The following is a 22,665-nucleotide window of genomic DNA, read 5'->3' on the forward strand; positions in this document are numbered from 1 at the left end:
CTCCGCCCCCTACCGCTCAGTCAAGTCAGCATCATCCCGGGGTAAAGCCGCCATGTCCCTCCTCATCCGCAACGCCATTCTCGCCGACCCGGCGGGCCCCCATCGCGCCGATATCCTCTGCCGCGGCGGCCGCATCGTCGCCATCGGCCGCGACCTCGACGCGCCCGGCGCCGACCTCCTCGATGCCGACGGCCTCACCGCCGGGCCCGGCTTCATCGACGTCCACGTCCACGGCGGCGGCGGCCATTCCTTCTTCACCGACGCCCCGGAAGCCGTGCGCGCCTACGCCGCATGGGCGCCTGCCCGCGGCGTCACTGCCTTCCTCGTCTCCACCGCGGCCCCCTCCCACGCCGCCCTCGCCGCCCGGCTCGCGGCCCTTTTGCCCGGCTTCGAAACCCCGCCCGGCGCAGCCGAGCCCCTCGGCTACCACCTCGAAGGCCCCTGGCTCAGCCCGGCCCGCCGGGGCGCCTTCCCCCCCGATTACCTCCGCCGGCCCTCCATCGCCGAATTCGAAGCCCTCCACGCCGCCGCCGCCGGCCGCATCCGCCAGGTCACCATCGCCCCCGAGCTTCCCGGCGCGCTCCCCCTCATCCACACCATCGCCCGCCTCGGCGCCATCCCGGCCATGGGCCATACCGACGCCACCATCACCGAGTGCCGCCAGGGCTTCGAAGCCGGCATCCGCCACGTCACCCACCTCTTCAACGCCATGCGCCCCTTCCACCAGCGCGAAGGCGGCCCCATCGTCGCCGCCCTCGAAGAGCCCTCCGCCACCTGCGAGCTCATCTTCGACGGCGCTCACGTCGAGCCCGACGTCCTCCGTCTCGCGTGGCGCCTCCTCGGCCCGCACCGCACCGTCATGGTCACCGACAACCTCCACCTCGCCGGAACCGCCGCCCCCGGCGACCAGTTCGCCGGCGAGCGCATCATCGTCCGCGGCGCCCGCGCCCAGCGCCCCGACGGCACCATCGTCGGCAGCGTCGCCACCTTCGATGTGCATCTCCGCAACGCCGTCGATTACCTCGGCATCGACCTCCCGACCGCCTTCCGCCTCGCCAGCACCAACCCCGCCCGCATCGCCGGCGCCGGGGACCGCAAAGGCCAGCTCGAACCCGGCTTCGATGCCGACATCGTCCTGCTCGACCGCGACCTCGCCGTCGCGGCGACGGTCTGCCGCGGCGTCATCGCCTACCGCCGCGGCTGAGCGCCCGCCCCGGCCCGCAAAAACGGCAGCACTGCGCGCAGGAACGCATCCGGCCGCTCCTCCGCCAGCAGGTGCCCTGCCCGTTCGATGACCACCGCATCCTGAGCCCCCGGCAGGCTCGCGGCGAGCGCCTCTGCCCGCGCCGGCGGCACCACCACGTCCTGCGCCCCCGTGACCACCAGCGCCGGGGCCGCCACCCCCGCAAGGTCGACCAGCGGCTCCTGCTCGTGCTCGCGCGCCATCTCGCCCACCGCCCGCACCGTGCCCGGGATGAGCAGCGGGTCGATGTACCCCCGCACCACCTCGTCCGTCACGAACGCCGGGTCTGCGACCATCTGCCGCAGCCCGCGCCGGCCGAGCGCATACATCACCGTCGGCGAGGTCGCCGCCAGCCCGATGAGCCCGAAAACAGCCCGGCTCGCCCGCCTCCGGCGGCGGATGTCGAGGTCCTCTCCCGCGCTAACGGAGCCCACGAGCAGCAGCCGCTCCGCCCGTTCCGGCGCCCGGGCCGCCAGCCGCTGAACCACCGCGCCGCCCATCGAATGCCCCGCGAACGCCGCCCGCTCGATGCCCAGCAGGTCGAGCAGCGCCAGCAGCCGCGCCGCGTGCCGCTCATGCCCGTAGCCGATGCCCCGGCGCCGGTCGCTCAGCCCGAAGCCCGGCAGGTCGACCGCGATGACCCGGAACTCCTTCGCCAGCTCCGGCACCGCGGCCCGCCAGCTGAACGTGCTCCCGGCGAAGCCGTGCACGAGCACCAGCGCCGGCCCGCTCCCCTCGTCGAGGTAGTGCAGCCGCGCCCCATCCACCTCCCGCACGAACCCGCGCGGCGCAGGCGGCCGCCACCGCCGCCGGTCGGCCGCCGCCAGCCCCGCCAGCGCTCCCCCGCCGGCCGCCCCGGCCAGCAGCGCCCGGCCGAACAGCCGCCGCGCCCTCATGCCCGAGCCCCCGCCAGCAGCCGCCGCAGCTCCCGCAGGCTCGCCGCCATCCGCGGCCCGTACCACCAGAGCAGCTTTCCATCCACCAGCCGCGCCGGCGCGATGCTCGCAAACTCCGCCGCGTGCTCCTCCCGGAACCGATACGGCTCATCCGGCAGCAGCACCAGCTCCGGCCGCAGCGCGGCGACCTCCTCCAGCGTCACCTGCGGGTACCGCTCCCGCCCGGCGAGCACGTTCACCGCGCCTGCCGCCTCCAGCATCGAACTCCCGTACGTCCTGCCGCCCAGCCCGAGCAGCGGTGTCCGCCAGATCGGCACGAAGACCCGCACCGGCCCCACGGGCAGCGGCTCCGCCAGCACCTCCCGCACCCCGGCCGCCAGCGCCGCCGCCTCCGCCTCGCGGCCGAGCGCCCGCCCGATTTCCGCGATCGCCGCCAGCGCCTCCTCCACCGAATCGATCACAGTGACCATCACACGCAGGCCGCAGGCCTCGAGCGCTTCGACGTCCTCCCGCCGGTTCTCCTCCCGGTTCGCAATCACGAGGTCTGGCCGCAGCGCTGCAATCGCCGCGACATCCGGGTCCTTCGTTCCCCCGAACGCCGGCACCCGCGCCGCCATCTCCGGCGGTTCCGTGCAGAACCGGGTCCGCCCCGCGAGCGCTCCCGGCTCCAGCGCCCAGGCCAGCTCCGTCAGGCTCGGTACGAGGCTCACCACGCGCATCCCCGCCATTATCGCCCAGCGGCAGACGCCGCGGAGGGGGCCAGCCCACGCCAGCCCCCTCCCGGGTCACGGTGCCGCCGCGTTGTCGCTCAGCTCGTCGGCGGCGCGCCCAGCGTGACCTCCGCGCTCATCTTCTTCCCGTCGCGGTAGAACTCTACCGTCACCTTCTGGCCCGCCTGGTTCTTGATGAGCGCCACGGCGAGGTCCGCCTCGTTGTTCACGTCGATGCCCCCGATCTTCACGATGACGTCCTGCGCCTGCAGCCCGGCCTGCGCCACCGGCCCGCCGGGCACCACTGTCCGGATGACGACGCCGCCCTCGTTCTCCGGGATGCCCAGCTGCCGCGCCACCGCCGGCCGCAGCGCCTCGAATCCCTGGATGCCGAGGTAGCCGCGGTTGACCCGGCCCTGCGCCTTCAGCTGCTCATAAATCGCCTTCACGATGTCCGAACCCACCGCGAACCCGATGCCCGGCGCCTGCTCGCCCGTCGTCGGGTCCGGCGCAATCGCCGTGTTCACCCCCACGACCTTCCCCGTCAGGTCCAGCAGCGGCCCGCCGCTGTTCCCGTGGTTGATCGCCGCGTCCGTCTGCACCGAACCGAAGATTGCCGCGTTCGTCCCTTCGTTGATGACCCGGTTCTTCTGGCTGATGATGCCCCGCGTCACGCTGAAGCTGCCGCCTTCGCCGCCCTGCAGATCCAGCGCGAACCCCATCGCCACCACGTCCTGCCCCACCTGCACGTCCGCGAGGTTCGCGAACTGCAGCGCCTTCAGCCCGCTTGCATCGATCTTCAGCAGCGCGATATCCGCCCGCGTATCGGCCCCGACCACGCGCGCCGGGTACTGGGCCCCGTCGCTCGTCGTCACCGTGATCGTGCTCGCCAGCCGCCCCGTCGACCCCGTCACCACGTGCGCGTTCGTGATGATGTAGCCGTCCGGGTCGACCACGAAGCCCGACCCCACGCCCGAATTCGTCTGGATCCGCACGATCGCCGGCTCCGCATACTGCACCAGCTCCGCCGTCGTCATCTGGCCCGCCGGCAGCGACGTCGGCTGCGACCGCGTCACCGTCGCCGTCGCCGCCGACCCGTTCCCCGCCGTCGCGGCCTGCTGGCCCGCCGGCGTCGCGTCCGAACAGGCCGCCCCGCCGAGCAGCGCGAGTCCTGCCACCCCCGCCGCCAGCACCATCTTCACGTTCATCCGAGTCACCCCACAGGTACTGTCACCAGTCTCCCCGCCGTCCCCGGAGCCCACGGTAAAGATCAAAGGGCCCTTTCGATTGCACTGGTTAAGCTCCTCGCCCCCATCACGCAACCGTGTATCATCCCTCCCCGAAGGGACATCGCCCCGCGATGGATGGGAATCCAACCCCCGCCGGTATACGTAACTTCGATCGAGCCGTCGAATTCCCGCGCCCCGCTGGCGCCGAACTCGCCGGCCGCACCGAATGGACCGACGAGGCCCTCATGCTCGCCATCCTCGAACGCGACCAGCACGCCTTCGCCGTCCTCTACGACCGCTACGTCGACCTCGTCTACTCCGCCGCGTACCGCATCCTCGGCGACGCCGGCCTCGCCGAAGACACCGTGCAGGACGTCTTCGTCCGCCTCTGGCGCCGCCCCGAAACCTTCATCGCCGAGCGCGGCCGCTTCATCAGCTGGCTCATGAGCGTCACCCGCCACCGCGCGCTCGATGAGCTCCGCGCCCGCGGCCGCCGCTGGAAGCGCGAAGGCGGCCCCCTCGGCGACCCCGTCGAATCCGCCGAACCCGTCTTCCACCCCGGCGACCCCGACCCCTCCGCCTCCGCTGAGCTCGCCGAAGAGCGCGCCGCCGTCCGCCGCGCCCTCGAATCCCTCCCCGCCGACCAGCGCCGCGCGCTCGAACTCGCCTACTTCGGCGGCCTCACCCAGCAGGAGATCGCGGCCTACCTCCACGAGCCGCTCGGCACCATCAAGACGCGCATCCGCCTCGGCATGCAGAAGCTCCGCCGCGGCCTCGAACGCCATCGCTAGAGCGCCCCCCATGCTTGGCGAACATCTCACCCGAGGAACAGGCAGACGAATACGCCATCGGCTCCCTCGAACCGGAGCTCGAGCGCGCCATCGCCCTCCACCTCGCCGAGTGTCCCGCCTGCCGCGACATCGTCCGCGACGCCGAGCGGCTCGCTGCCCTCCTCGCCGTCAGCCAGCCTGTCCGCCGCGCCTCCCCCCGCCTCCGCCAGCGCGTCCTCACCGCCGCCGGCATCCGCAAGCCCGGCCCCGCCTGGCGCGCCTTCACCATCGGCCGGGCCGCCGCCGGCCTCGCCGCTATCATCGTCGCCGCCGGCGCCTTCTCCGGCATGCTCGGCCTCCGCACCCAGGTCAACGCCCTCCGCTCCCAGAACGCCGACCTCCAGCGCCAGATCGACGAGGCGCTCTCCCAGAAAGTCGCCCTCGCCGCCCTCACCCAGAAACTCGAAGACCAGGAAGCCGTCGCCGCCGAGCTCCGCGAAACCCTGAAGTCCGACTCCGAGCTCTTCATCGCGCTAATCTCGCCCAGCAGCCAGGTCGCCGCCGTCGTTTCCGTCGACCCTAGCCGCGGCTCCATCGGCCGCCTCGTCTGGGATGACGACCAGAAGCGCGTCTGGTTCGTCGCCAGCCAGCTCCGCCAGCTGCCCCCGGGCGAAACCTACCAGCTCTGGGTCAACTCCGGCGGCCGCTACTACTCCCTCGGCACCTTCGCCCCCGATGATGCCGGCTTCGCCCGCTACGAAACCCGCCTCCCCGAAGGCATCACCAGCTACGACACCGCCGTCGTCACGATCGAACGCGCCGGCGGCAGCCCCGTGCGCGAAGGCCCCGCCGTCTTCTTCGTCACCGACCTCTCCCGCCTGACCCGCAACTGAGCCGCCCGGCTCAGCCCGGCCCCGGCGCCATCGGCCCCCGCCGCTGCATGTGCTTCCGGTCCCGCGCGTACTGCTGCGCCAGCCGGAACTGGATGACTGCCAGCACCGACTCCCGCGTCAGCTGCGGGTACGTCGCCAGGATCGCCTCGACCTCCTCGCCGCGGTCCACCGCGTCCAGCACCTCCTGCGCCGCGATCCGCGTGCCCTTCACCACCGGCCGCCCGCCCAGCACGGCAGCGTCCGAAACCACATACTCCCGCCAGTCCAGCCTGCTCATCCCGCAGCCTCCCGAAGCAAAAGTGCCAGGACGACGATGGCCAGCACCGCCAGCCCCAGCCCGGCAGCCTTCAGCGTCGCGCGCTGGTCCCGGGTCAGCAAGCCCCCCTCCTCCGGCTCCCCCCGCTCCAGGTTCGCGCCTTCGCCCGCATCCTCCAGCACCGCCTGCGCCGCCGCGAGCTGCTCCGCGCGCACGCGCACCAGCCACGTGCCGCCCAGCGGGAACGTCATCGCCCGGTAGGGCGTCTGCGAACCCTCCACCAGCGCCTCGATGCCGGCAGCGCGCAGGAGTCCGGCGGTCAGCTCCGCATCCACCTCCGTCGCCCCGCGCCAGGCCACTGCCCACGGCCCACCGGACAACGCCGTCCCGCCTCAGGCCGGCACCGGCACGTCCAGCCGGTGCCGCCGCAGCTCCGCCATCACCTTCGCGCCGGTCGCCTCGTCCGGTTCGACCACCGGGAGCCGCGGCGCCCCGATGGCGAAGCCCAGCTGCCGCAGCACGTACCGGATCGTGCTCGGGCTCCCGTTGAGGAAGCAGGCATCCGTCACCCGGCAGAGCGCAAGGTGAATCGCCGCCGCCTCCTGCAGCCGCCCGGCCAGCACCGCCTCCAGCATCGCCCGCTGCTGCCGCGCCACGATGTGCGCCGTCACGCTGATCGCCCCCCACGCCCCCATGCACCACAGGTGGAAATTGTCGTTGTCGTTGCCGCTCCAGATTTTGAATCCCGGCGCCGCCTCCATCACCGCCGCCGTGTGCCGCAGGTCGCCGTTCGCCTCTTTGTTGCCGATGACGTTCGGCAGCTCCGCGCACCGCAAAATCGTCTCCACCGTCATCCCCGTCCCCACCCGGCCCGGCACGTTGTACAGGATGACCGGCAGGCTCGTGCTCTCGGCGATCGCCTTGAAGTGCCGGTAGATCCCCTCCTGCGACGGCTTCAGGTAGTACGGCACCACGGCCAGGATGGCGTCCGCGCCGGCCCGCTCGGCCAGCTTCGCCAGGTGCACCGAATGGCGGGTGTCGTTCGTGCCGGCACCGGCCACCACCGTCGCTCCGCCCAGCTCCTGCTTCACCTCCGCCCAGAGCGCGTACTTCTCGTCATCGCTCAGGAGCGGCGCCTCTCCCGTCGTCCCCGTCACCACGACGCCGTCATTCCCGTTCTCCACCAGCAGGCGCGCCAGCCGCCGCGCCCCCGCGAGGTCCACCGCCCCATCCTCCCCGTACGGCGTCACCATCGCCGTCAGCAAACGTCCCGGTTCGGCCATCCTGCCACCTCCTTCGAGCGTCCCTCCATTCTACGCCCCCGCTGCGTCCCGGCCTCCCGTCACGGAGTTTCCCGCCGCTTCACCGGGAATTTACCCGCCCGCGGTCGAACCGCAACGCACCGCCGTCGAACCTGAACATGCGCCCCACGGAGGAACCCGATGACACGCCTCGTTCGCCCCTTCGCCAGCGCATGGAAGGTCACCATCCTCGCGCTGGCCCTCGTCGCCTCGTCGCTCGGCCTCTCCTTCGCCTTCGCCGGTTCGAGCACCGCCACGCTCGCTCCCGGCGACAGCCTCACCGTCCGCTGCGAAGGCGGAACCCGCCTCACCGCCACCCGCCTCTCCAGCCGCGAACTCCGCCTCGACTGCACCGGGCCGACGGCGACGCCAACCCCGACCCGCTCCGCGACCGCGACCCCCACCCGCACCCCGACGGCCACCCCGACGCCGAGCCGCACGGCCACCCCGCCGCCTTCCGCCGGCGCCGTCGGCCGCTGCGGCGAACCGATGGACCGCTGGCACCCGCCCGTCGTCACCGGCCCCGATGGCCGCCCCTGCTACACCGGCCACGAACACGGCGATGAGCCGCCCGCCTGGATCGCCGCCGCCGGCTACACCGTCTCCTTCTCCGGGCCCTTCAACACCTCACCCTCCGAAAACGTGGAGAAGCACGCCGCCATGAAGGGCTTCGCCACCCGCCTCAACGGCGTCGACATCTACTTCCGCGTCCACGCCGCCTCCAACCCGCTCGACCGCATGGCCCGCTACCACTCCTACCAGGTCTGGGCCCGCGACCCGTCCGGCAACGTCTCCTTCTGGCAGGGCTGGTACAACTCCGGCGACCCCCGCCCCGCCTCCGAAGGCGGCTCCCGCGTCCCGCGCCGCATCATCGCCACGCCGGCTGAGGATCAGCGCCCCATCGTCGCCGTTTGCGACGCCACCTCCATCGCCCAGGGCATCGGCTGCGAACAGTGGTACTCCGCCCCCGGCGAACCGGACTGGTCGTGGGACTTCGGCTGGACCATCTGCGGCGCCACCACCCTCTACACCCCCGGCGAAAACGCCACCGCCTACGACATGAGCACCTGGGTCCCCACCGGCGAAACCGGCAACACCCGCCGCCTCGAAGCCGCCTGGTACGCCTTCCGCAACCCCGTCCGCGGCGCCTTCGTCGCCACCCAGTTCGGCGAAATCGTCTCGGGCCACAGCGACCCGCGCTGCTCCGGCACCACCACCCGCTACGGCGTCACCTACCAGAACGTCTGCCTCGACCAGTACATCGCGCCCACCATGCCCACCGTCGCCTTCCCCGGCAACGCCGACCAGAAGACCTATCCCGACCCCGGCGTCACCATCCCGAACTGACGCGCGGCCTGGCCCCGGCCCTCGAACCGCGAAGCGGCCCCGGCGGTGATGCCGGGGCCGCTTCGTGCGCGGGAGCGCACTCCAGGGGGAGAGAACCAGCCTTCCTACTGGGCCGGGGTCAGCGTGCTCGAGGGCGTCATCGGGGCGCCCGCGCCCTTCGGGCCGCGGCCGAAGCCCTTGCCCAGGCCCTTGAGCGGGCCGCCCTCGTTCACCCACGTCGTGATCCGCTGCGCGGCCTCGGCCTTCTTCGCCGCCGCCTCATCGGCCGTCAGCTTGCCGTTCGCGACGGCCTCGTCGATCTTCGCGTTTACCTCGGCCGTCAGCGCATCGATCACGGCCTGCGTCTTGTCGCCCGCGATCTGCGCCAGCGTCTCGCCGGCCGCCAGCCGCTGCCGGAGCGTCGCCTCGTCGATGCCCAGCACCCCGGCAACCGTCTCCAGGCTGCCGAAGCCCTTGAAGCCTCGGCCGAGCCCCTTGCCCTCGGCATGGTCGCCCGGCTTCGAGTTCAGGAACTCATCGATCTTCGCCCCGGCGTCGGCCAGCCGCTGGTCTGCCTGCTCCTGCGTGAGCGTGCCGTTCGCCACCGCCTGGTCGAGCTTCGACTTCAGCGTGTCCAGCGCCTGCTGCTTCGCCTGTGCCGCCGTCACGTCGCCGTACTGGTCGAGGATCTGCCCCCAGGTCAGCCCCGCGGCCTTCCCGTCGGCGATCTCCTGCGCCGTCAGCCCGGTGTTCTTCAGCAGCCCGCGGATGCCGATGCCGTGCCCATGCCCGTCGCAATCCTTCGGCGCCGTGCCGTCGGTCTGCGCCGAAGGCGTCGGCGTGGTGCCGCTGTCCTGGGCGAAGGCCGCGCTGCCGAAGCCGATCACGCTGACCGCGATCACGCTCGCCACGCCCACCGAAACCAGCCGGCTGTCTCGAATCGAGAACTTCATGGCTCTTTCTGCTCCTCTGGTGAGGGGATGATGCAGCGGTCGTCCCGCCGCTCACCATTGCTATGGCGCCGCCCCGCCCGGGGGTGACGCGCCGGCTCCGCTGCCGGTCAGGCCGCCTTTACCGGTGCCGCTCCACCCACCGCCCCCGGAACACCAGCAGCGCCCCTTCCCGCACCTCGACCTCCGCGCGCGCCCCCACCAGCTCGTTGTGCACCCCCCGCGGGCTGAACGGCAGGTCGTCGTCCCGCAGCTCCCACCGCAGCCCCCGCGTCGTCACCCCCCGGCACCCGCCCGGCGCAATCAGCGACACCACCGTCCCCGGCTCGCCCGCCACCTCCGTCCGCCCCCGCACCAGCCACACCGCGAACAGGTCGTCGTGGAGGACGACGTCGTGCTCCGCGAACAGCACCAGCACCGAGAGGTTCGCCAGCGCGTGGTCCCCCCGCCCGCCGCCCGCCGCCGCCACGTCCACCCCTGCCGCCCCCCGCGCCAGCGCGAACCGGATCGCCTTCTCCAGGTCCGTCGTCTCCGGGTCCGCGTCCCGCACGAACCGCTCCCGCGGGATCGGCGCCGCCGGGAACTGGTCCATCGTGTCGAGGTCGCCGACCACCCAGTCCGGCATCACCCCCGCATCCAGCGCCACCAGCGCGCCGCCGTCCGCCGCCACCACCAGCCCCGCCCCGGCCGCCAGCTCCCGCAGCAGCCCTGCCGAGGGCGGCTCCCCGTGCGCGATGACCAGCGCCCGCATGCCTTCATTCAACCCTCCGCCGGCCCACCGCGCGAGCCCGCGCCGCTGGCAGGTGCGGTTCCCCCGTGCTACCGTACCTTCAGCCGCTCACGAATCGTAAGGAGAAACGCGCATGCCCGCCTCCATCCCCGCATCCCACCGCGACCTCTTCGAAAAGCCCAACTTCGGCCACCTCGCGACCCTCATGCCCGACGGCTCCCCGCAGGTCACCCCAGTCTGGGTCGACATCGAAGGCGACACCATCCTCTTCAACACCGCCGAAGGCCGCGTCAAAACCCGCAACCTCGACCGCGACGGCCGCGTCGCCATCTCCGTCGCCGACCATCAGAACCCTTACCGCTACATCCAGGTCCGCGGCCGCGTCGTCAGCCGAACGCACGAGGGCGCCGACGCTCATATCGACAAACTCGCGAAGAAGTACCTCGGCCAGGACCGCTACCCCTTCCGCCAGCCCGGCGAACAGCGCGTCATCTACCGCATCCAGCCCGAGCACGTCCAGGTCAGCGGCTGAACCTCCCCGCGCGCTGGCTCCCGGTGCCGCCCCGCGCTAGCATCGGGAGCCATGCGCATCCTCCTCCTCGGAGCCAACGGCCAGCTCGGCTCCGATATCGCCCGCCTCTGGCCCGGCCAGCCCGGGATCGAACTCGTTCCGGCCACCCGCGCCGACGCCGACGTCACCGACCTCGCCGCCGTCCGCGCCCTCGTCGAACGCACCCGGCCCGGCCTCGTCATCAACACCACCGCCTTCCACAACCTCCCCCTCTGCGAACAGGACCCGGTCACCGCGATGACCGTCAACGTCGCCGGCGGCTGGAACGTCGCCGCCGCCGCACGAGAGGCCGGCGCCGCCGTCGTCCAGTTCTCCACCGACTACGTCTTCGACGGCGAAAAGCGCACCCCCTACCTCGAAACCGACGCCCGCCGCGCCCTCAACATCTACGGCGCCGCCAAGATCGCCGCCGAAGACGCCGTCCGCATCGCCAACCCGGACCACCTCATCGTCCGCGTTTCCGGGCTCTACGGCCTCGCCGGCTCCGCCGGCAAAGGCGGCAACTTCGTGGAGACGATGCTCCGCCTCGCCCGCGAAGGCCAGCCCATCCGCGTCGTCGCCGACCAGGTCACCGCTCCCACCAACACCGCGGAAATCGCCGAGGGCCTCCTCCCGCTCCTCCGCGACGGCCTCCGCGGCACCATCCACCTCGCCGCCGGCGGCGAAACCTCCTGGTACACCTTCGCCCGCGCCATCTTCGAGCTCCGCGGCCTCGCGCCGGAGTGCACCCCGACCACCACCGCCGAGTTCGGCGGTCCCGTCCGCCGTCCCCTCTACAGCGTCCTCGGCTCGGCCCGCGTCCCCCGCCTCCGGCACTGGCGCGAGGGCCTCGAACGCTACCTCCGCGAGAAGCACGGCGCCCTGTCCTGAATCCGCCATCTTCCGTACCATCCGCTACCATGCGGGCCAGGCATGGCCCGGTCGGAGGCCTCATGCGCATCCTCGTCACCGGCGGCGCCGGCTACATCGGCAGCGTCCTCGTCCCCAAGCTCCTCGCCCGCGGCCACCAGGTCCGCGTCGTCGACCGCATGTTCTGGGGGCTCCCCCACTACGCCGATGAGCCCGGCGTCGAACTCGTCAACGCCGATATCCGCCGCCTACCCGAGGGCGTCTTCGACGGCATCGACGCCGTCGACCACCTCGCCGGCTTCTCCAACGACCCGACCGCCGAGTTCAGCCCCGAAGCCAACTGGCAGATGAACGCATCCGCCACCGACACCATCGCCCGCCAGTGCATCGCCGCCGGCGTCCGCCGCCTCGTCTTCGGCTCCTCCTGCTCCCTTTACGATGGCGCGCCTGACGTCGAAACCCTCCTCGACGAATCCTCCCCCCTCGCGCCCCGCGGCGCCTACGCCACCTCCAAGCACTACTCCGAACAGGCCCTCCTCGCCCACGCCGGCCCCGATTTCGAACCCGTCATCCTCCGCCAGGCCACCGTCTTCGGCCTCAGCCCCCGGATGCGCTTCGACCTCGTCCTCAACACCTTCGTCAAAGACGCCCTCGTCCGCCAGCGCCTCATCCTCCACGGCGGCGGCCGCATGTGGCGCCCCCTCGTCAGCGTCCAGGACCTCGCCGACGCCCACGTCGCCGTCCTCGAAGCCCCCTCCGAACTCGTCGCCGGCGAAACCTTCAACGTCGTCGGCGACAACTACCAGATCCGCGACCTCGCCGAAGTCGTCGCCGCCGCCCTCGTCAAGCTCGGCCAGCCCGTCGCCCTCGTCGATGGCCCCCTCCCCAACCTCGTCCGCAACTACCGCTGCTCCGGCGAAAAACTCAAGCAGCGCCTCAACCTCCAGCTCCCGACCACCGCCGCCGACGCCGTCGCCGAACTCGTCGAAACCTTCCGCAGCGTCCCCGTCGAACAGCTCGGCCACCCGAAGTACTACAACATCGCCTGGATGCAGCTCCTCGAGCAGGTCCGCCCCGCCTACCAGGCCTCCAACCGCATCTTCGAACCCTTCGAGGAGTAACCAACCGTGGATATCCGCGTCTCGACCACCCCGCTCGAAGGCGTCCTCATCATCGATACCGACTTCTTCCGCGATGAGCGCGGCTTCTTCATCGAGGTCTACCACGAACAGCGCTTCCGCGAGCACGGCCTCCCCACCAACTTCGTCCAGGACAACCACTCCCGCTCCGGCAAGGCCGTCCTCCGCGGCTTCCACTACCAGGACATGACGGCCCCCATGGGCAAGCTCGTCCGCTGCACCTTCGGCGCCATCCTCGATGTCGCCCTCGACCTCCGCGTCGGCTCGCCCACCTTCGGCAAGTACTTCGCCATCGAACTCACCGCCGACAACATGCGCCAGCTCTGGGTGCCGCCCGGCTTCGGCCACGCCTTCCTCACCCTCAGCGACGCCGCCGAAGTCCAGTACAAGTGCACCGGCCTCTATTCCCCGCCTTCCGAAGGCACCGTCGCCTGGAACGACCCCGACGTCGGCGTCGACTGGCCGATCAAAACGCCTGTCCTGTCCCAGCGCGACCAGAACGGCATGAGCCTCCGCCAGTACCTCGAGAAGCCCGCCTTCCGCTACGGCGAAAGCTGACCTGCGCCCTTCCCGCCGCTTGACCCGCCCCGGCCGCGCGCAGCGGTATCCTTCCGCCATGTCCCGCCTCCTCCGCCTCGGCCTCCTCCCGCTGCTGGCAGGGATCATCGCCGCCTGCTCCAGCGCCGCCCCCGCCCCGCCGGCACCGGCCCCGTCCCCCTCTCCCGCGGCCGCTGCATCGCCGACGCCCGCGCCGGCGTCTGACCCCGGCGCCCGCCAGTACCGGCCGCTCGGCACCAGCGCCGGCATCCCCACCACCGCCGCCGACCCCGCCTTCGACCCCCTCCCCGGCGCCCGCGCCAGCTACGGCATCCTCGGCCGCGCCGCCTACCGCATCGAAATCCCCGACGCATGGAACGGCGACCTCGTCCTCTACGCCCACGGCTTCGCTGGCTTCGGCACCGAAGTCAGCGTCCAGAACCCGCCGCGCGAGCTCCGCCAGGCGCTCATCGACCGCGGCTACGCCTGGGCCGCCAGCTCCTACAGCGAAAACGGCTACGTCCCCGGCATCGGCGCCGACGACACGCTCGCCCTCAAGCGCCAGTTCGAAGCCGAATTCGGCGCCCCGGCCCGCACCTACCTCGTCGGCGCCTCCATGGGCGGCAACGTCGTCGCTCTCGCCCTCGAACACCACGCCGGCGAATACGATGGCGGCCTCGCCCTCTGCGGCGCCCTCGGCGGCATCGAGCAGATCGATTACCTCGTCTCCTGGGTCGCCCTCGCCGAGTACCTCTCGGGCCTCCGCTTCCCCATCGGCGAACCTGGCGCCGACCTCACCGGCATCTTCCTCACCCGGCTCCCTGTCCTCCTCGGCACCCCCCAGCGCCCCACCGAAGCCGGCCGCCGGTTCGCCTCCGCCGTCAAATACCTCACCGGCGGCCCCCGCCCCTTCTTCGCCGAGGGCTTCGCAGAGCAATACCTCGTCAACTTCGGCCTCGCCATGGTCGACCCCGAGCGCCAGCTGCTCGTCACCCGCGCGGCGACGAACGAGGACCACGTCTACGCCATCGACCCGGGCCTCGGCCTCACCGCCGACCAGCTGAACGCCGGCGTGCGCCGCTTCGCTCCCGACCCTGTCGCCCGCAACGCCGATGCCCACCCCGACGCCGTTCCCACCACCGGCAACCTCTCCGCCCCGCTCCTCACCCTCCACAACACCGGCGACCTCTTCGTCCCCATCTCGCTCGAACAGTCCTACCTCCAGAAGGTCCGCGCCGCCGGCAAATCCGACCTCCTCGTCCAGCGCGCCATCCGCGCAGGCGGCCACTGCCAGTTTTCCAGCCAGGAGCTGCTCACCGCCTTCGACGACCTCGTCCGCTGGGTCCGCGACGGCGTCCGGCCTGCCGGCGACGACCTCTCCGGCGACCTCACCGACATCGGCCGCCAGTTCACCAACCCCATCCGCCCCGGCGACCCGGGCGGCGTCAACTGACCGCGGCCAGCGCCTCCGCAATCGGCCCCGCGTCGCAGCCGAACGCCGCCAGCCCCCGGTCGATCACCCGCCGCCGCCGGTCGGCCGGGCAGATTTCCGCCATCGCCAGCACCGAAGCGCGCCAGCGCTCCGCCGGCGGCCGCCCTGCAGCCGCCAGCCACGCCCGCTCCCACGCCGCGAAGAACCCGTCGAGCGGGCCGCCCGGCTCCGCGTGGTGGATCAGCTCCTTCGGCAGGTACGGCTGGAACGCCCGCGGCCCCTCGGCGAAGAACCGCAGCCGCTGCCCGAACACCAGCCGCCGCCGCAGCAGCGGCGCCTCCTCCCACCTCCCGCCCGGCCGCGGCTGCGCACCCGTCCGCTCCCACGCCCACCAGCAGGCCAGCCGCCCCCACGGGTCGCACGTCCCCTCGATGAGCAGCGCCCCGGGCGCCATCCTGAGCGCGACCGTCTCCAGCGCCGCCCGCACCTCCGCCTCGCTGTACTGCCGCAGCACGTTGAACGCCCGCACCAGCCCGGCCCGCTCGCCCTCCGCCAGCGGCAGGTTGAACCCGCCCCGCGCGAACCGCAGCCCCTCCCGCTCCCACGCCCGCGCCCGCTCCGCCCGCTCCGGGTCGATCTCCACCCCCACCACCTCCGCCCGCGGGTTCGCCGCGCGCACCCGCGCCCACAGCTCCGCCGTCGTCACCGGCGTCTCCCCGAACCCGAGGTCGACCACCGGGCCGGCGAGCGCCCGCAGCCGCGCCCGCTCCGCCACCAGCAGCCACGTATCGACGAGGCGCAGCCGGTTCGGCGCCGTCTTTCCCCGCGTCACCTGCCCCGCTGGTTTCCCTGCCATCCCGCCGATCCTCCCAAACCTCCCCGCTTCCCGCACCCGTGGACAGTCCTTTGCCCCGGTGCAAGAATCCCCCCACCCCTGCTCGGAGGCCGAAGCGTGACCTCGAACCACTCCCTCGAATTCGACAGCATCATCGTCGGAGCCGGCTTCGCCGGGCTCTACCAGCTCCTCCGGCTCCGCCGCGCCGGCTTCTCCGCCCGCGTCATCGAAGCCGGCGACAACGTCGGCGGCACCTGGTACTGGAACCGCTACCCCGGCGCCCGCTGCGACATCGAATCGCTCCAGTACCAGTACGGCTTCGACCCCGACCTCGCCCGCGAATGGCGCTGGACCGAGCGCTACGCCACCCAGCCCGAAATCCTCCGCTACATCGAATTCGTCGCCGACCGCTACGACCTCCGCCGCGACATCCAGTTCTCCACCCGCGTCACCGCCGCCCACTACGACGACGCCTCCGCCCGCTGGACCGTCCACACCGACCGCGGCGACGCCTTCACCTGCCGCTGGCTTATCATGGCCACCGGCTGCCTCTCCGTCCCCAAGACGCCCGAAGTCCCCGGCATCGACGCCTTCGAAGGCGAGTCCTACCACACCGGCGCCTGGCCCCACGACGGCGTCGACTTTACCGGCAAGCGCGTCGCCGTCATCGGCACCGGCTCCTCCGCCATCCAGTCCATTCCCATCATCGCCCGCCAGGCCGAACACCTCACCGTCTTCCAGCGCACCCCCAACTTCTCCGTCCCCGCCCACAACTCCCTGCTCGACGAATCCCAGTGGCAGGAGGTCGCCGCCCGCATCGCCGAGCTCCGCGCCGAGGCCCGCACCACCTCCGCCGGCATCCTCGGCATTCCCCTCAATGACGTCTCCGCCCTCGCCGTCAGCGAAGAAGAGCGCCGGCGCGAATTCGAGCGCCGCTGGGCCATCGGCGGCTTCGCCATCGGCGGCGCCTTCAACGATATCGCCATCAACCTCGACGCCAACGAAACCGCCGCCGAATTCGTCCGCAGCAAAATCCGCGAAATCGTCAACGACCCCGAAACCGCGGAAGCCCTCTGCCCGCGCGACTACCCCTTCGGCACCAAGCGCCTCTGCGTCGACATCAGCTACTACGAGACCTTCAACCGCCCCAACGTCAAACTCGTCTCCATCCGCGACAACCCGATCGCCGAGATCACCCCGAAGGGCCTCCGCCTCCAGGACGGCACCGAATACGAATTCGACGCCATCGTCTACGCGACCGGTTTCGATGCCATGACCGGCGCCCTCCTCCGCATCGACATCCGCGGCCGCAACGGGCTCGCCCTCCGCGACAAGTGGGAGCACGGCCCCCGCACCTACCTCGGCCTCCAGGTCGCCGGCTTCCCCAACATGTTCACCATCACCGGCCCCGGCAGCCCCTCCGTCCTCAGCAACATGATCGTCTCCATCGAGCAGCACGTGGACTGGGTCACCGACTGCCTCGAATACCTCCGCGAGCGCGACCTCGCCGTCATCGAAGCCGCACCCGCCGCCGAGGACGCCTGGGTCGACCACGTCAACCAGGTCGCCGACCTCACCCTCTACCCCCGCGCCAACTCCTGGTACATCGGCGCCAACGTCCCCGGCAAACCGCGCGTCTTCATGCCGTACATCGGCGGCGTTGGCCTCTACGCCCAGAAATGCGCCGAAGTCGCCGCCAACGGCTACGAAGGCTTCCTCCTCAGCCCCGAGCCCGCCCTCTCCCGCTGACGCGCTGCACGGACTGACGCGAACAAGCGGGGCGGCCCATCCGGGCCGCCCCGCAGCGTCATCGCGAAACCGGGACCGGGATTAGTCCAGCCGCTCGACCACCGTCGCCGTGCCGATGCCGCCGCCGACGCACATCGTGATCAGCCCGTAGCGGCCGCCCGTGCGCTCCAGCTCGTTGATCAGCGTCGCGAACAGCCGCGCCCCGGTGCAGCCCGTCGGGTGCCCCAGCGCGATCGCGCCGCCGTTCACGTTCACCTTCGACATGTCCGGGTTCAGCTCGCGCTTCCACGCAAGCACGACGCTCGCGAACGCCTCGTTGATCTCGAACAGGTCGATATCCCGCATCGTCAGGCCCGCGCGCTGGAGCGCCAGCGGCGTCGCCGTGATCGGCCCCGTCAGCATCAGCTCCGGGTCCGACCCCACGACCGCCTGCGAGACGATCCGCGCCCGCGGCTTCCAGCCCATCTCCTTCGCCTTCTCCGGGTGGGTCAGCAGCACCGCCGCCGAGCCGTCCGTGATCTGGCTCGAGTTGCCCGCATGGTGGACGCCGTTCTCCTTGAAGCTCGGCTTCAGCTGCGCCAGTACTTCCACCGTCGTCCCCGGCCGGATGCCCTCATCGAAGTCGATGATGGCGTCCTCCCATTCCTCCGTGCCGTCCGCCTTCTTGATCTTCTTCTTGCCCGGCACCGGCACCATCTCGTTCTTGAAGCGGCCCTCGGCCTGCGCCTTCGCCGCCTTCGCCTGGCTCTCCACCGCGAACTCGTCCGCCTCCTCGCGGCTGATGCCCCACTTCTCGGCAATCCGCTCCGCGGCGATGCCCTGGCTGCTCAGGTCGTACTGCTCCCGCATCGCATCCGTGAACGGGAAGCCCAGCCCCTGGCCGATGTTCGCGCCCAGCGGGATCTGCGACATCCACTCCGTGCCGCCGGCCACCACCACGTCGTGCACGCCCGCCGCAATCTGGTTCGCCGCGAAGTGCACCGCCTGCTGGCTCGAGCTGCACTGCCGGTCCAGCGTCACACCCGGGATCGTGTACGGCCACCGCGCCGTCAGCACGATGTTCCGCGCCAGGTTCGTCGACTGCGCGCCGACTTCCGAGACGCACCCGTAGATCACGTCGTCCACGATCTCCGGGTCCATGTTGTTCCGCTTCGCCAGCGCCTGCAGCAGCAGCGCCGACGTCTCCACCGGGTGGTTCTTGCTCAGCACGCCGCCCCGGCGGCCAAGCGGAGTCCGAACCGCATCGACGATGACGACTTCACGCATGAGGGGCCCTTTCGTTTCGAACGAACTTTCGCTACGCAGTGTAGGCCCACCCCGTGCAGGGTGCTACCGTTCGCCCGCATGCCCGCCCGGCGGCGCCGCGAACCGGATCGCCCCCGCGAGCATCTCGATCCGCGCCGGCAGGTAGCCCCCCATCTCCCCATCGAGGTCCAGCCGCGTCGGCTTCGGCGACGACAGCTCCACCACCCGCGCCGGGTGCCGGTCGACCCCCTCCATCTCGAGGTGCACGCCGCCCTTCCGCTGCCCGTCGACCGCCCGCAGCACCTCGCGCCGCCCGAGGTCCCCCCACCGGATCACGTCGAACAGCCCGTCATCCGGCGCCGCCCCGGGCGCCGCCACGAGGTCGCCGCCCCAGAGCTCCATGTTGTGCACACTGATCGTGTTGTACCGCCCGTCGAACTCCCGCCCGTCGATCCGCAGCGTGAAGCTCCGCCCCATCGGCCCCAGCATCTTCACCACCGTCATGATGACGTACGGCGCGGTATCCCCCAGCCGCTTCAGCCACCGCGGCGTCGATTGTGAAATCTCCGGCACCCACCCGGCCGACGCCTCCAGCAGGAAGTACCGCACCTGCTCCTGCCCGTCCTCGCCGATCGCCGTCACCTTGCCGATGTCGACCCGCCGCTCCTCCCCCTGCGCGATCGCCCGCAGCGCCCGCGCGCCCCGCCCGATGCCGAGGCACTTCGCGATGTCCTTCCCCGTCCCCATCCCGATCGTCCCCACCTTCACCCGCTCCGCCGCGCCTTCCGCCATGACGCCGTTCACCACCTCGTTCACCGTTCCATCGCCGCCGCAGGCCACGAGGAAGGTCCGCCCCGCTCCAATTGCCTCCCGCGCGATGTCGATGCCTTCGCCCGGCCGGGTCGTGAAGGCGCAATCCGCCTCGAGCCCCGCCCGCTCGATCGCGTCGATCAGCGCGCCCACGCGGTTCCGCGTCCTCCCTCCCCCCGAAGCCGGGTTCACGATGAAAAACGGTCGGTCCAGCGGCGGCGTGTCGTTCGTGCCCATGCCGGGATCGTCCTATGCTCAGCGCCAAGGGAGAAGACGTGGAGCACAGTGAATCCTTCCGCGCCATGAACACCACGGTCGACCTCCTCGTCGTCGCCCCTGAACGCCCTGCGCTCCCCTTCCTCGAAACCCGCCTGCTCTTCGAACAGCAGGAGGCCCGCTTCTCCCGCTTCCGCCCGGGCAGCCTCGTCAGCCGCCTCAACCGCGGCGACATCGTCGCCGACCCCTGGCTCGATGCCATCCTCCCGCTCGCCCTCGCCGCCTTCGAAGCAACCGGCGGCCTCTTCAATCCCCTCATCCTCCCGGCCCTCGCCGCCGCGGGCTACGACCGCTCCTTCGAACACGTCGCCGGCGGCGAGCCCCGCCCCCTGCCGCCGCCCGACCCCCGCGCCGCCCTCGAACGCTTGCCCGCCGGCTGGCGCCTCCGCGAAGGTCAGCTCGACCTCGGCGGCATCGTCAAAGGCTGGACCGCCGACCTCGCGGCCGAACACCTCGCCGCCGCTGCCGGCGCCCCCGCGATGGTCAACGCCGGCGGCGATATCCGCTGCGTCGGCGAGGAGGCCCCCGGCCTCGGCGGCTGGCAGCTCGCCATCGACGGCCCCGGCGGCGAGCCGGCCTGGTCGGGCGTCGTCGCCGGCGCGCTTGCCACCTCCACCACCCGCAAGCGCCGCTGGCGCACCGCCGCCGGCGGCGAGGCCCACCACCTCATCGACCCGCGCACCGGGCTCCCCGCCCGCTCGCCGTTCGTCCAGGTCTCCGTCCTCGCCGCCGCCTGCCGCGAGGCCGAGACCTGGGCCAAGGCCATCCTCATCGCCGGCCCGGCTGGCCTCGAGCTCGCTGCGGCCCGCGGTCTCGCAGCACTCGCCTTCGACGATGCCGGCCGTCCTGCAGCTTCCCCGGCCTGGCCCTGGTAAAGACGACGACATTTTCGGGCCCCGGCTGACACCTTTCTCCCCGCGGCCACGATGTACCTCGCGAATTCAGCTTCGGGAGGTACCCAGCCATGAACCGCCTCGCATCCATCCTCACCGCCGCGGCAACCACCGGCCTCTCGGTTGCAGCCGTCGGCGCCGCCGCCTCCAGCCAGGGCGCCTTCGGCGGCGAGTCCGGGACCGCCGCGCCCGCCCCCGCCTCGGCCGTCGCAGGTGCCGCTTCCCCCGTCCCTTCCCTCGAGCTCCCCGGCGTCGGCATCGTGACCCTCGATGCCTCGTCGCCCGCTCCCGGCCAGCGCAGCGGCGATGACCGGGACGACCGCGGACCGTCGCCCGCCAGCCCCTCCGCTGCCCGCGACGATGACCGCGTCGGCAGGGGCCCTTCACCTGCCCCGTCCGCCAGCCGCGACGATGACGACCGGCGCCCGTCGGCTTCTTCGTCCAGCGGCCGCGACGACGACCGGGACAACCGGGATGATCGCGGCAACCGGGATGATCGCAGCGACGACCGCAATGGCCGCGACGACGACCGGGACGGCCGGGATGACCGCAACGACGGCCGCGACGACGACCGGGGCGATGACCACGACGACCGCGACGATGACCGGGACGATGACCACGACCCCCGCGACGATGACGACGACTAGCGCGCCCGCCACCATCCGCTGGCGCCGGGAAGCTCCGTCTCGCTGACCCCGCCGCCCCGCTCGAGCAGGGTCGAGGGAAACGATGCGTAAAGATCTCCCCGACCCGTGACACCTTCTGGCCGGACCTCCCGATGTACTCCGCGGAACACCGCATCGGGAGGTTTTCGGCCATGAATCGCCTTGCCTCGCTGCTCACCGCAGCTATCACCACCGGCCTCTCGGCTGCCGCAGTCGGCGCAACCGCCGCCTCGCAGGGCCTGTTCGATTTCGGTGGCAGCGCCGAGCCCGCCGCACCTGCCCCGCTCGCCGAGCAGGCCCCCGCCCAGCAGGCTCCCGCTCTGCCCGCCGCAATCGCAGCCGAAAACCCCATCGTCATCTACCAGGACGCAACCCCCGTCGTCGTCTACCAGCAGGCCCAACAGGCACCCGCCGATTCCGGCAGCCCGGTGCCCCAGCCCGCGAGCACGCCCGCTGGCCAGGAGCCACGGCCTTCCGCTGCCTCGTCGCCATCGTCCCCGCCGGCATCGCCATCGACCTCGACCCCGGCTGCCACGCCGACCGCCCGGCCCGCATCGACCCCAACGCCGGCTCCGTCTGTCACCGCTCCGGCTCCGTCCTCGCCAGCGCCCGCGCCAGCGCCGTCGTACGGTCGCGACGATGACGACGACGACCGCCACCACCACGACGACGACGACCGCCACCACCACGACGACGATGATGACGATCGCCGCCACGATGACGATGACCACGACCGCCACCACGACGACGATCACGAGGACGACGATGACGACTAAGCCAGGCGGCGCCGTTCGCTTCGCCCTCACGCGACTGGGCATCGGCGCTTCAGCCGCCGCCACGCTCGTCAGCACCTGGAACGCCATCGCCATCGCCGAACATCGCCAGGACGCTGCCGAAGCGGCAGCTGCCGTCTCGCTCCCCGGCGCCGCAGCTGAGCCTGACCAGGCTTCCGCCGCAAACGGGGAAGCCCCGGGCGAGTTCGCCCCCGCGGCCGCCGCCGATTCGGCAGCCCGGCCGGTGGTCATCATCCAGCGTCAGCCCATCTACTACATCGTCCAGGCCGCTCCCGCGCCGGCCGGCGCGGGGTCCGGCGCACCGTCACCTGCCGCGCCGACCCCATCGCCGCAGGCTGCCTTACCCGCGCCGGCAGCCGGGCAGCCGGCGCCGGCCGCGGGAACGGGCTCCCTCCCGATACCCGCGCCGGCCCCCGCGGAACTCCCGGCCGCCCCTCCGCCTGCGCCGGCGCCCGCGCCGCCCCCTTCACCCGCGCCGCCCGTCGCGGCCGCTGCACCAGCAGCCCCGGCCAGCCCGCCGAAGCCCGCCCCCACAACCGCGCCAAAGAAATCCAAGGGGTCCTGAG

Annotated in this window: 24 protein-coding genes; 13 read left to right on the forward strand and 11 right to left on the reverse strand. The window is 72.0% G+C overall.

Translation table 11 applies throughout. The features are described 5' to 3' along the window. Nucleotides 1-52 precede the first annotated feature (52 nt). Nucleotides 53-1,204, forward strand: a complete 1,152-nt coding sequence (nagA, locus tag O0235_RS09585) for an N-acetylglucosamine-6-phosphate deacetylase (protein WP_270055565.1) — start codon at nt 53-55, stop codon at nt 1,202-1,204. On the opposite strand, the gene O0235_RS09590 is transcribed toward nagA, so the two are convergent. The 3 genes from O0235_RS09590 to O0235_RS09600 form a co-directional block, all read right to left on the reverse strand. Continuing rightward, on the reverse strand, nt 1,189-2,139 hold the full coding sequence (locus O0235_RS09590) for an alpha/beta fold hydrolase (protein WP_270055566.1): 951 nt from the start codon (nt 2,137-2,139) through the stop codon (nt 1,189-1,191). The two genes, nagA and O0235_RS09590, sit on opposite strands and share 16 nt — an antisense overlap. Next, nucleotides 2,136-2,858: a helical backbone metal receptor gene (locus O0235_RS09595; protein ID WP_373324302.1), complete on the reverse strand. Its 723-nt coding sequence runs from the start codon at nt 2,856-2,858 to the stop codon at nt 2,136-2,138. The genes O0235_RS09590 and O0235_RS09595 overlap by 4 nt, the downstream gene beginning before the upstream one ends. Nucleotides 2,859-2,947: 89 nt before the next feature. Further along, complete coding sequence (locus O0235_RS09600; protein WP_270058058.1) at nt 2,948-4,057, reverse strand: S1C family serine protease; 1,110 nt, start codon at nt 4,055-4,057, stop codon at nt 2,948-2,950. Nucleotides 4,058-4,209: 152 nt separating this feature from the next. On the opposite strand from O0235_RS09600, the gene O0235_RS09605 reads away from it, so the two are divergent. Both O0235_RS09605 and O0235_RS09610 read left to right on the forward strand, forming a co-directional pair. Beyond that, nucleotides 4,210-4,869 carry a sigma-70 family RNA polymerase sigma factor gene (locus O0235_RS09605; protein WP_270055568.1) on the forward strand — a complete coding sequence of 220 codons (660 nt, stop codon included), beginning with the start codon at nt 4,210-4,212 and terminating at the stop codon, nt 4,867-4,869. 14 nt (nt 4,870-4,883) lie between these two features. Then, a complete protein-coding gene (locus O0235_RS09610) occupies nt 4,884-5,741 on the forward strand; it encodes an anti-sigma factor domain-containing protein (RefSeq protein WP_270055569.1) in 858 nt (285 codons plus the stop codon). 10 nt (nt 5,742-5,751) lie between these two features. On the opposite strand, the gene O0235_RS09615 is transcribed toward O0235_RS09610, so the two are convergent. From O0235_RS09615 to dapA, 3 genes are read right to left on the reverse strand one after another with little or no spacing between them, the layout of a single operon-like run. Continuing rightward, nucleotides 5,752-6,018: a DUF433 domain-containing protein gene (locus O0235_RS09615; RefSeq protein WP_270055570.1), complete on the reverse strand. Its 267-nt coding sequence runs from the start codon at nt 6,016-6,018 to the stop codon at nt 5,752-5,754. Next, a complete protein-coding gene (locus O0235_RS09620) occupies nt 6,015-6,356 on the reverse strand; it encodes a hypothetical protein (protein ID WP_270055571.1) in 342 nt (113 codons plus the stop codon). Before O0235_RS09620 ends, O0235_RS09615 begins: the two co-directional genes overlap by 4 nt. A 33-nt stretch (nt 6,357-6,389) precedes the next feature. After that, on the reverse strand, nt 6,390-7,280 hold the full coding sequence (gene dapA, locus O0235_RS09625; RefSeq protein WP_270055572.1) for a 4-hydroxy-tetrahydrodipicolinate synthase: 891 nt from the start codon (nt 7,278-7,280) through the stop codon (nt 6,390-6,392). Between the two features lie 159 nt (nt 7,281-7,439). On the opposite strand from dapA, the gene O0235_RS09630 reads away from it, so the two are divergent. Beyond that, nucleotides 7,440-8,645, forward strand: a complete 1,206-nt coding sequence (locus O0235_RS09630; RefSeq protein ID WP_270055573.1) for a YfiM family lipoprotein — start codon at nt 7,440-7,442, stop codon at nt 8,643-8,645. 104 nt (nt 8,646-8,749) lie between these two features. On the opposite strand, the gene O0235_RS09635 is transcribed toward O0235_RS09630, so the two are convergent. Then, complete coding sequence (locus O0235_RS09635) at nt 8,750-9,577, reverse strand: DUF433 domain-containing protein (RefSeq protein WP_270055574.1); 828 nt, start codon at nt 9,575-9,577, stop codon at nt 8,750-8,752. Between the two features lie 118 nt (nt 9,578-9,695). Then, the gene (locus tag O0235_RS09640; protein ID WP_270055575.1) at nt 9,696-10,325 is read right to left on the reverse strand and encodes a thiamine diphosphokinase; all 630 of its coding nucleotides are present in this window, start codon (nt 10,323-10,325) and stop codon (nt 9,696-9,698) included. 112 nt (nt 10,326-10,437) lie between these two features. On the opposite strand from O0235_RS09640, the gene O0235_RS09645 reads away from it, so the two are divergent. The 5 genes from O0235_RS09645 (at nt 10,438) to O0235_RS09665 (ending at nt 14,853) form a co-directional block, all read left to right on the forward strand. Beyond that, entirely contained in the window at nt 10,438-10,836 is a 399-nt protein-coding gene (locus tag O0235_RS09645) for a PPOX class F420-dependent oxidoreductase (RefSeq protein ID WP_270055576.1), read from the forward strand. A 51-nt stretch (nt 10,837-10,887) separates the two neighbouring features. Continuing rightward, nucleotides 10,888-11,745 carry a dTDP-4-dehydrorhamnose reductase gene (gene rfbD, locus O0235_RS09650; RefSeq protein ID WP_270055577.1) on the forward strand — a complete coding sequence of 286 codons (858 nt, stop codon included), beginning with the start codon at nt 10,888-10,890 and terminating at the stop codon, nt 11,743-11,745. Nucleotides 11,746-11,807: 62 nt separating this feature from the next. Continuing rightward, on the forward strand, nt 11,808-12,845 hold the full coding sequence (locus O0235_RS09655; RefSeq protein WP_270055578.1) for an NAD-dependent epimerase/dehydratase family protein: 1,038 nt from the start codon (nt 11,808-11,810) through the stop codon (nt 12,843-12,845). Nucleotides 12,846-12,857: 12 nt separating this feature from the next. Then, entirely contained in the window at nt 12,858-13,421 is a 564-nt protein-coding gene (gene rfbC, locus O0235_RS09660; RefSeq protein WP_373324436.1) for a dTDP-4-dehydrorhamnose 3,5-epimerase, read from the forward strand. A 58-nt stretch (nt 13,422-13,479) separates the two neighbouring features. Continuing rightward, a complete protein-coding gene (locus O0235_RS09665; RefSeq protein WP_270055580.1) occupies nt 13,480-14,853 on the forward strand; it encodes an alpha/beta fold hydrolase in 1,374 nt (457 codons plus the stop codon). Here the strand turns inward: O0235_RS09665 and O0235_RS09670 are convergent. Further along, a complete protein-coding gene (locus O0235_RS09670; RefSeq protein WP_270055581.1) occupies nt 14,846-15,688 on the reverse strand; it encodes a class I SAM-dependent methyltransferase in 843 nt (280 codons plus the stop codon). The two genes, O0235_RS09665 and O0235_RS09670, sit on opposite strands and share 8 nt — an antisense overlap. A 96-nt stretch (nt 15,689-15,784) precedes the next feature. Between O0235_RS09670 and O0235_RS09675 the strand changes: the two genes are divergently transcribed. Next, nucleotides 15,785-17,416 (forward strand): flavin-containing monooxygenase, encoded by a 1,632-nt coding sequence (locus O0235_RS09675; protein WP_270055582.1) that lies wholly within the window; start codon nt 15,785-15,787, stop codon nt 17,414-17,416. Nucleotides 17,417-17,497: 81 nt separating this feature from the next. On the opposite strand, the gene O0235_RS09680 is transcribed toward O0235_RS09675, so the two are convergent. Then, a complete protein-coding gene (locus O0235_RS09680) occupies nt 17,498-18,682 on the reverse strand; it encodes a thiolase family protein (protein WP_270055583.1) in 1,185 nt (394 codons plus the stop codon). 63 nt (nt 18,683-18,745) lie between these two features. Next, nucleotides 18,746-19,708, reverse strand: coding sequence for a diacylglycerol/lipid kinase family protein (locus O0235_RS09685; protein WP_270055584.1), 963 nt, complete (start codon nt 19,706-19,708; stop codon nt 18,746-18,748). 14 nt (nt 19,709-19,722) lie between these two features. Between O0235_RS09685 and O0235_RS09690 the strand changes: the two genes are divergently transcribed. The 3 genes from O0235_RS09690 to O0235_RS09700 all read left to right on the forward strand — a co-directional run bounded on the left by O0235_RS09690 (nt 19,723) and on the right by O0235_RS09700 (nt 22,664). Next, on the forward strand, nt 19,723-20,622 hold the full coding sequence (locus O0235_RS09690) for an FAD:protein FMN transferase (protein ID WP_270055585.1): 900 nt from the start codon (nt 19,723-19,725) through the stop codon (nt 20,620-20,622). A gap of 89 nt (nt 20,623-20,711) precedes the next feature. Then, a complete protein-coding gene (locus O0235_RS09695) occupies nt 20,712-21,287 on the forward strand; it encodes a hypothetical protein (protein ID WP_270055586.1) in 576 nt (191 codons plus the stop codon). A 657-nt stretch (nt 21,288-21,944) separates the two neighbouring features. Beyond that, on the forward strand, nt 21,945-22,664 hold the full coding sequence (locus tag O0235_RS09700) for a hypothetical protein (RefSeq protein WP_270055587.1): 720 nt from the start codon (nt 21,945-21,947) through the stop codon (nt 22,662-22,664). Nucleotide 22,665: the final 1 nt, after the last annotated feature.

The sequence above is a fragment of the Tepidiforma flava genome, assembly GCF_027594505.1.
GTDB classification, from domain to species: Bacteria; Chloroflexota; Dehalococcoidia; order Tepidiformales; family Tepidiformaceae; genus Tepidiforma; species Tepidiforma flava.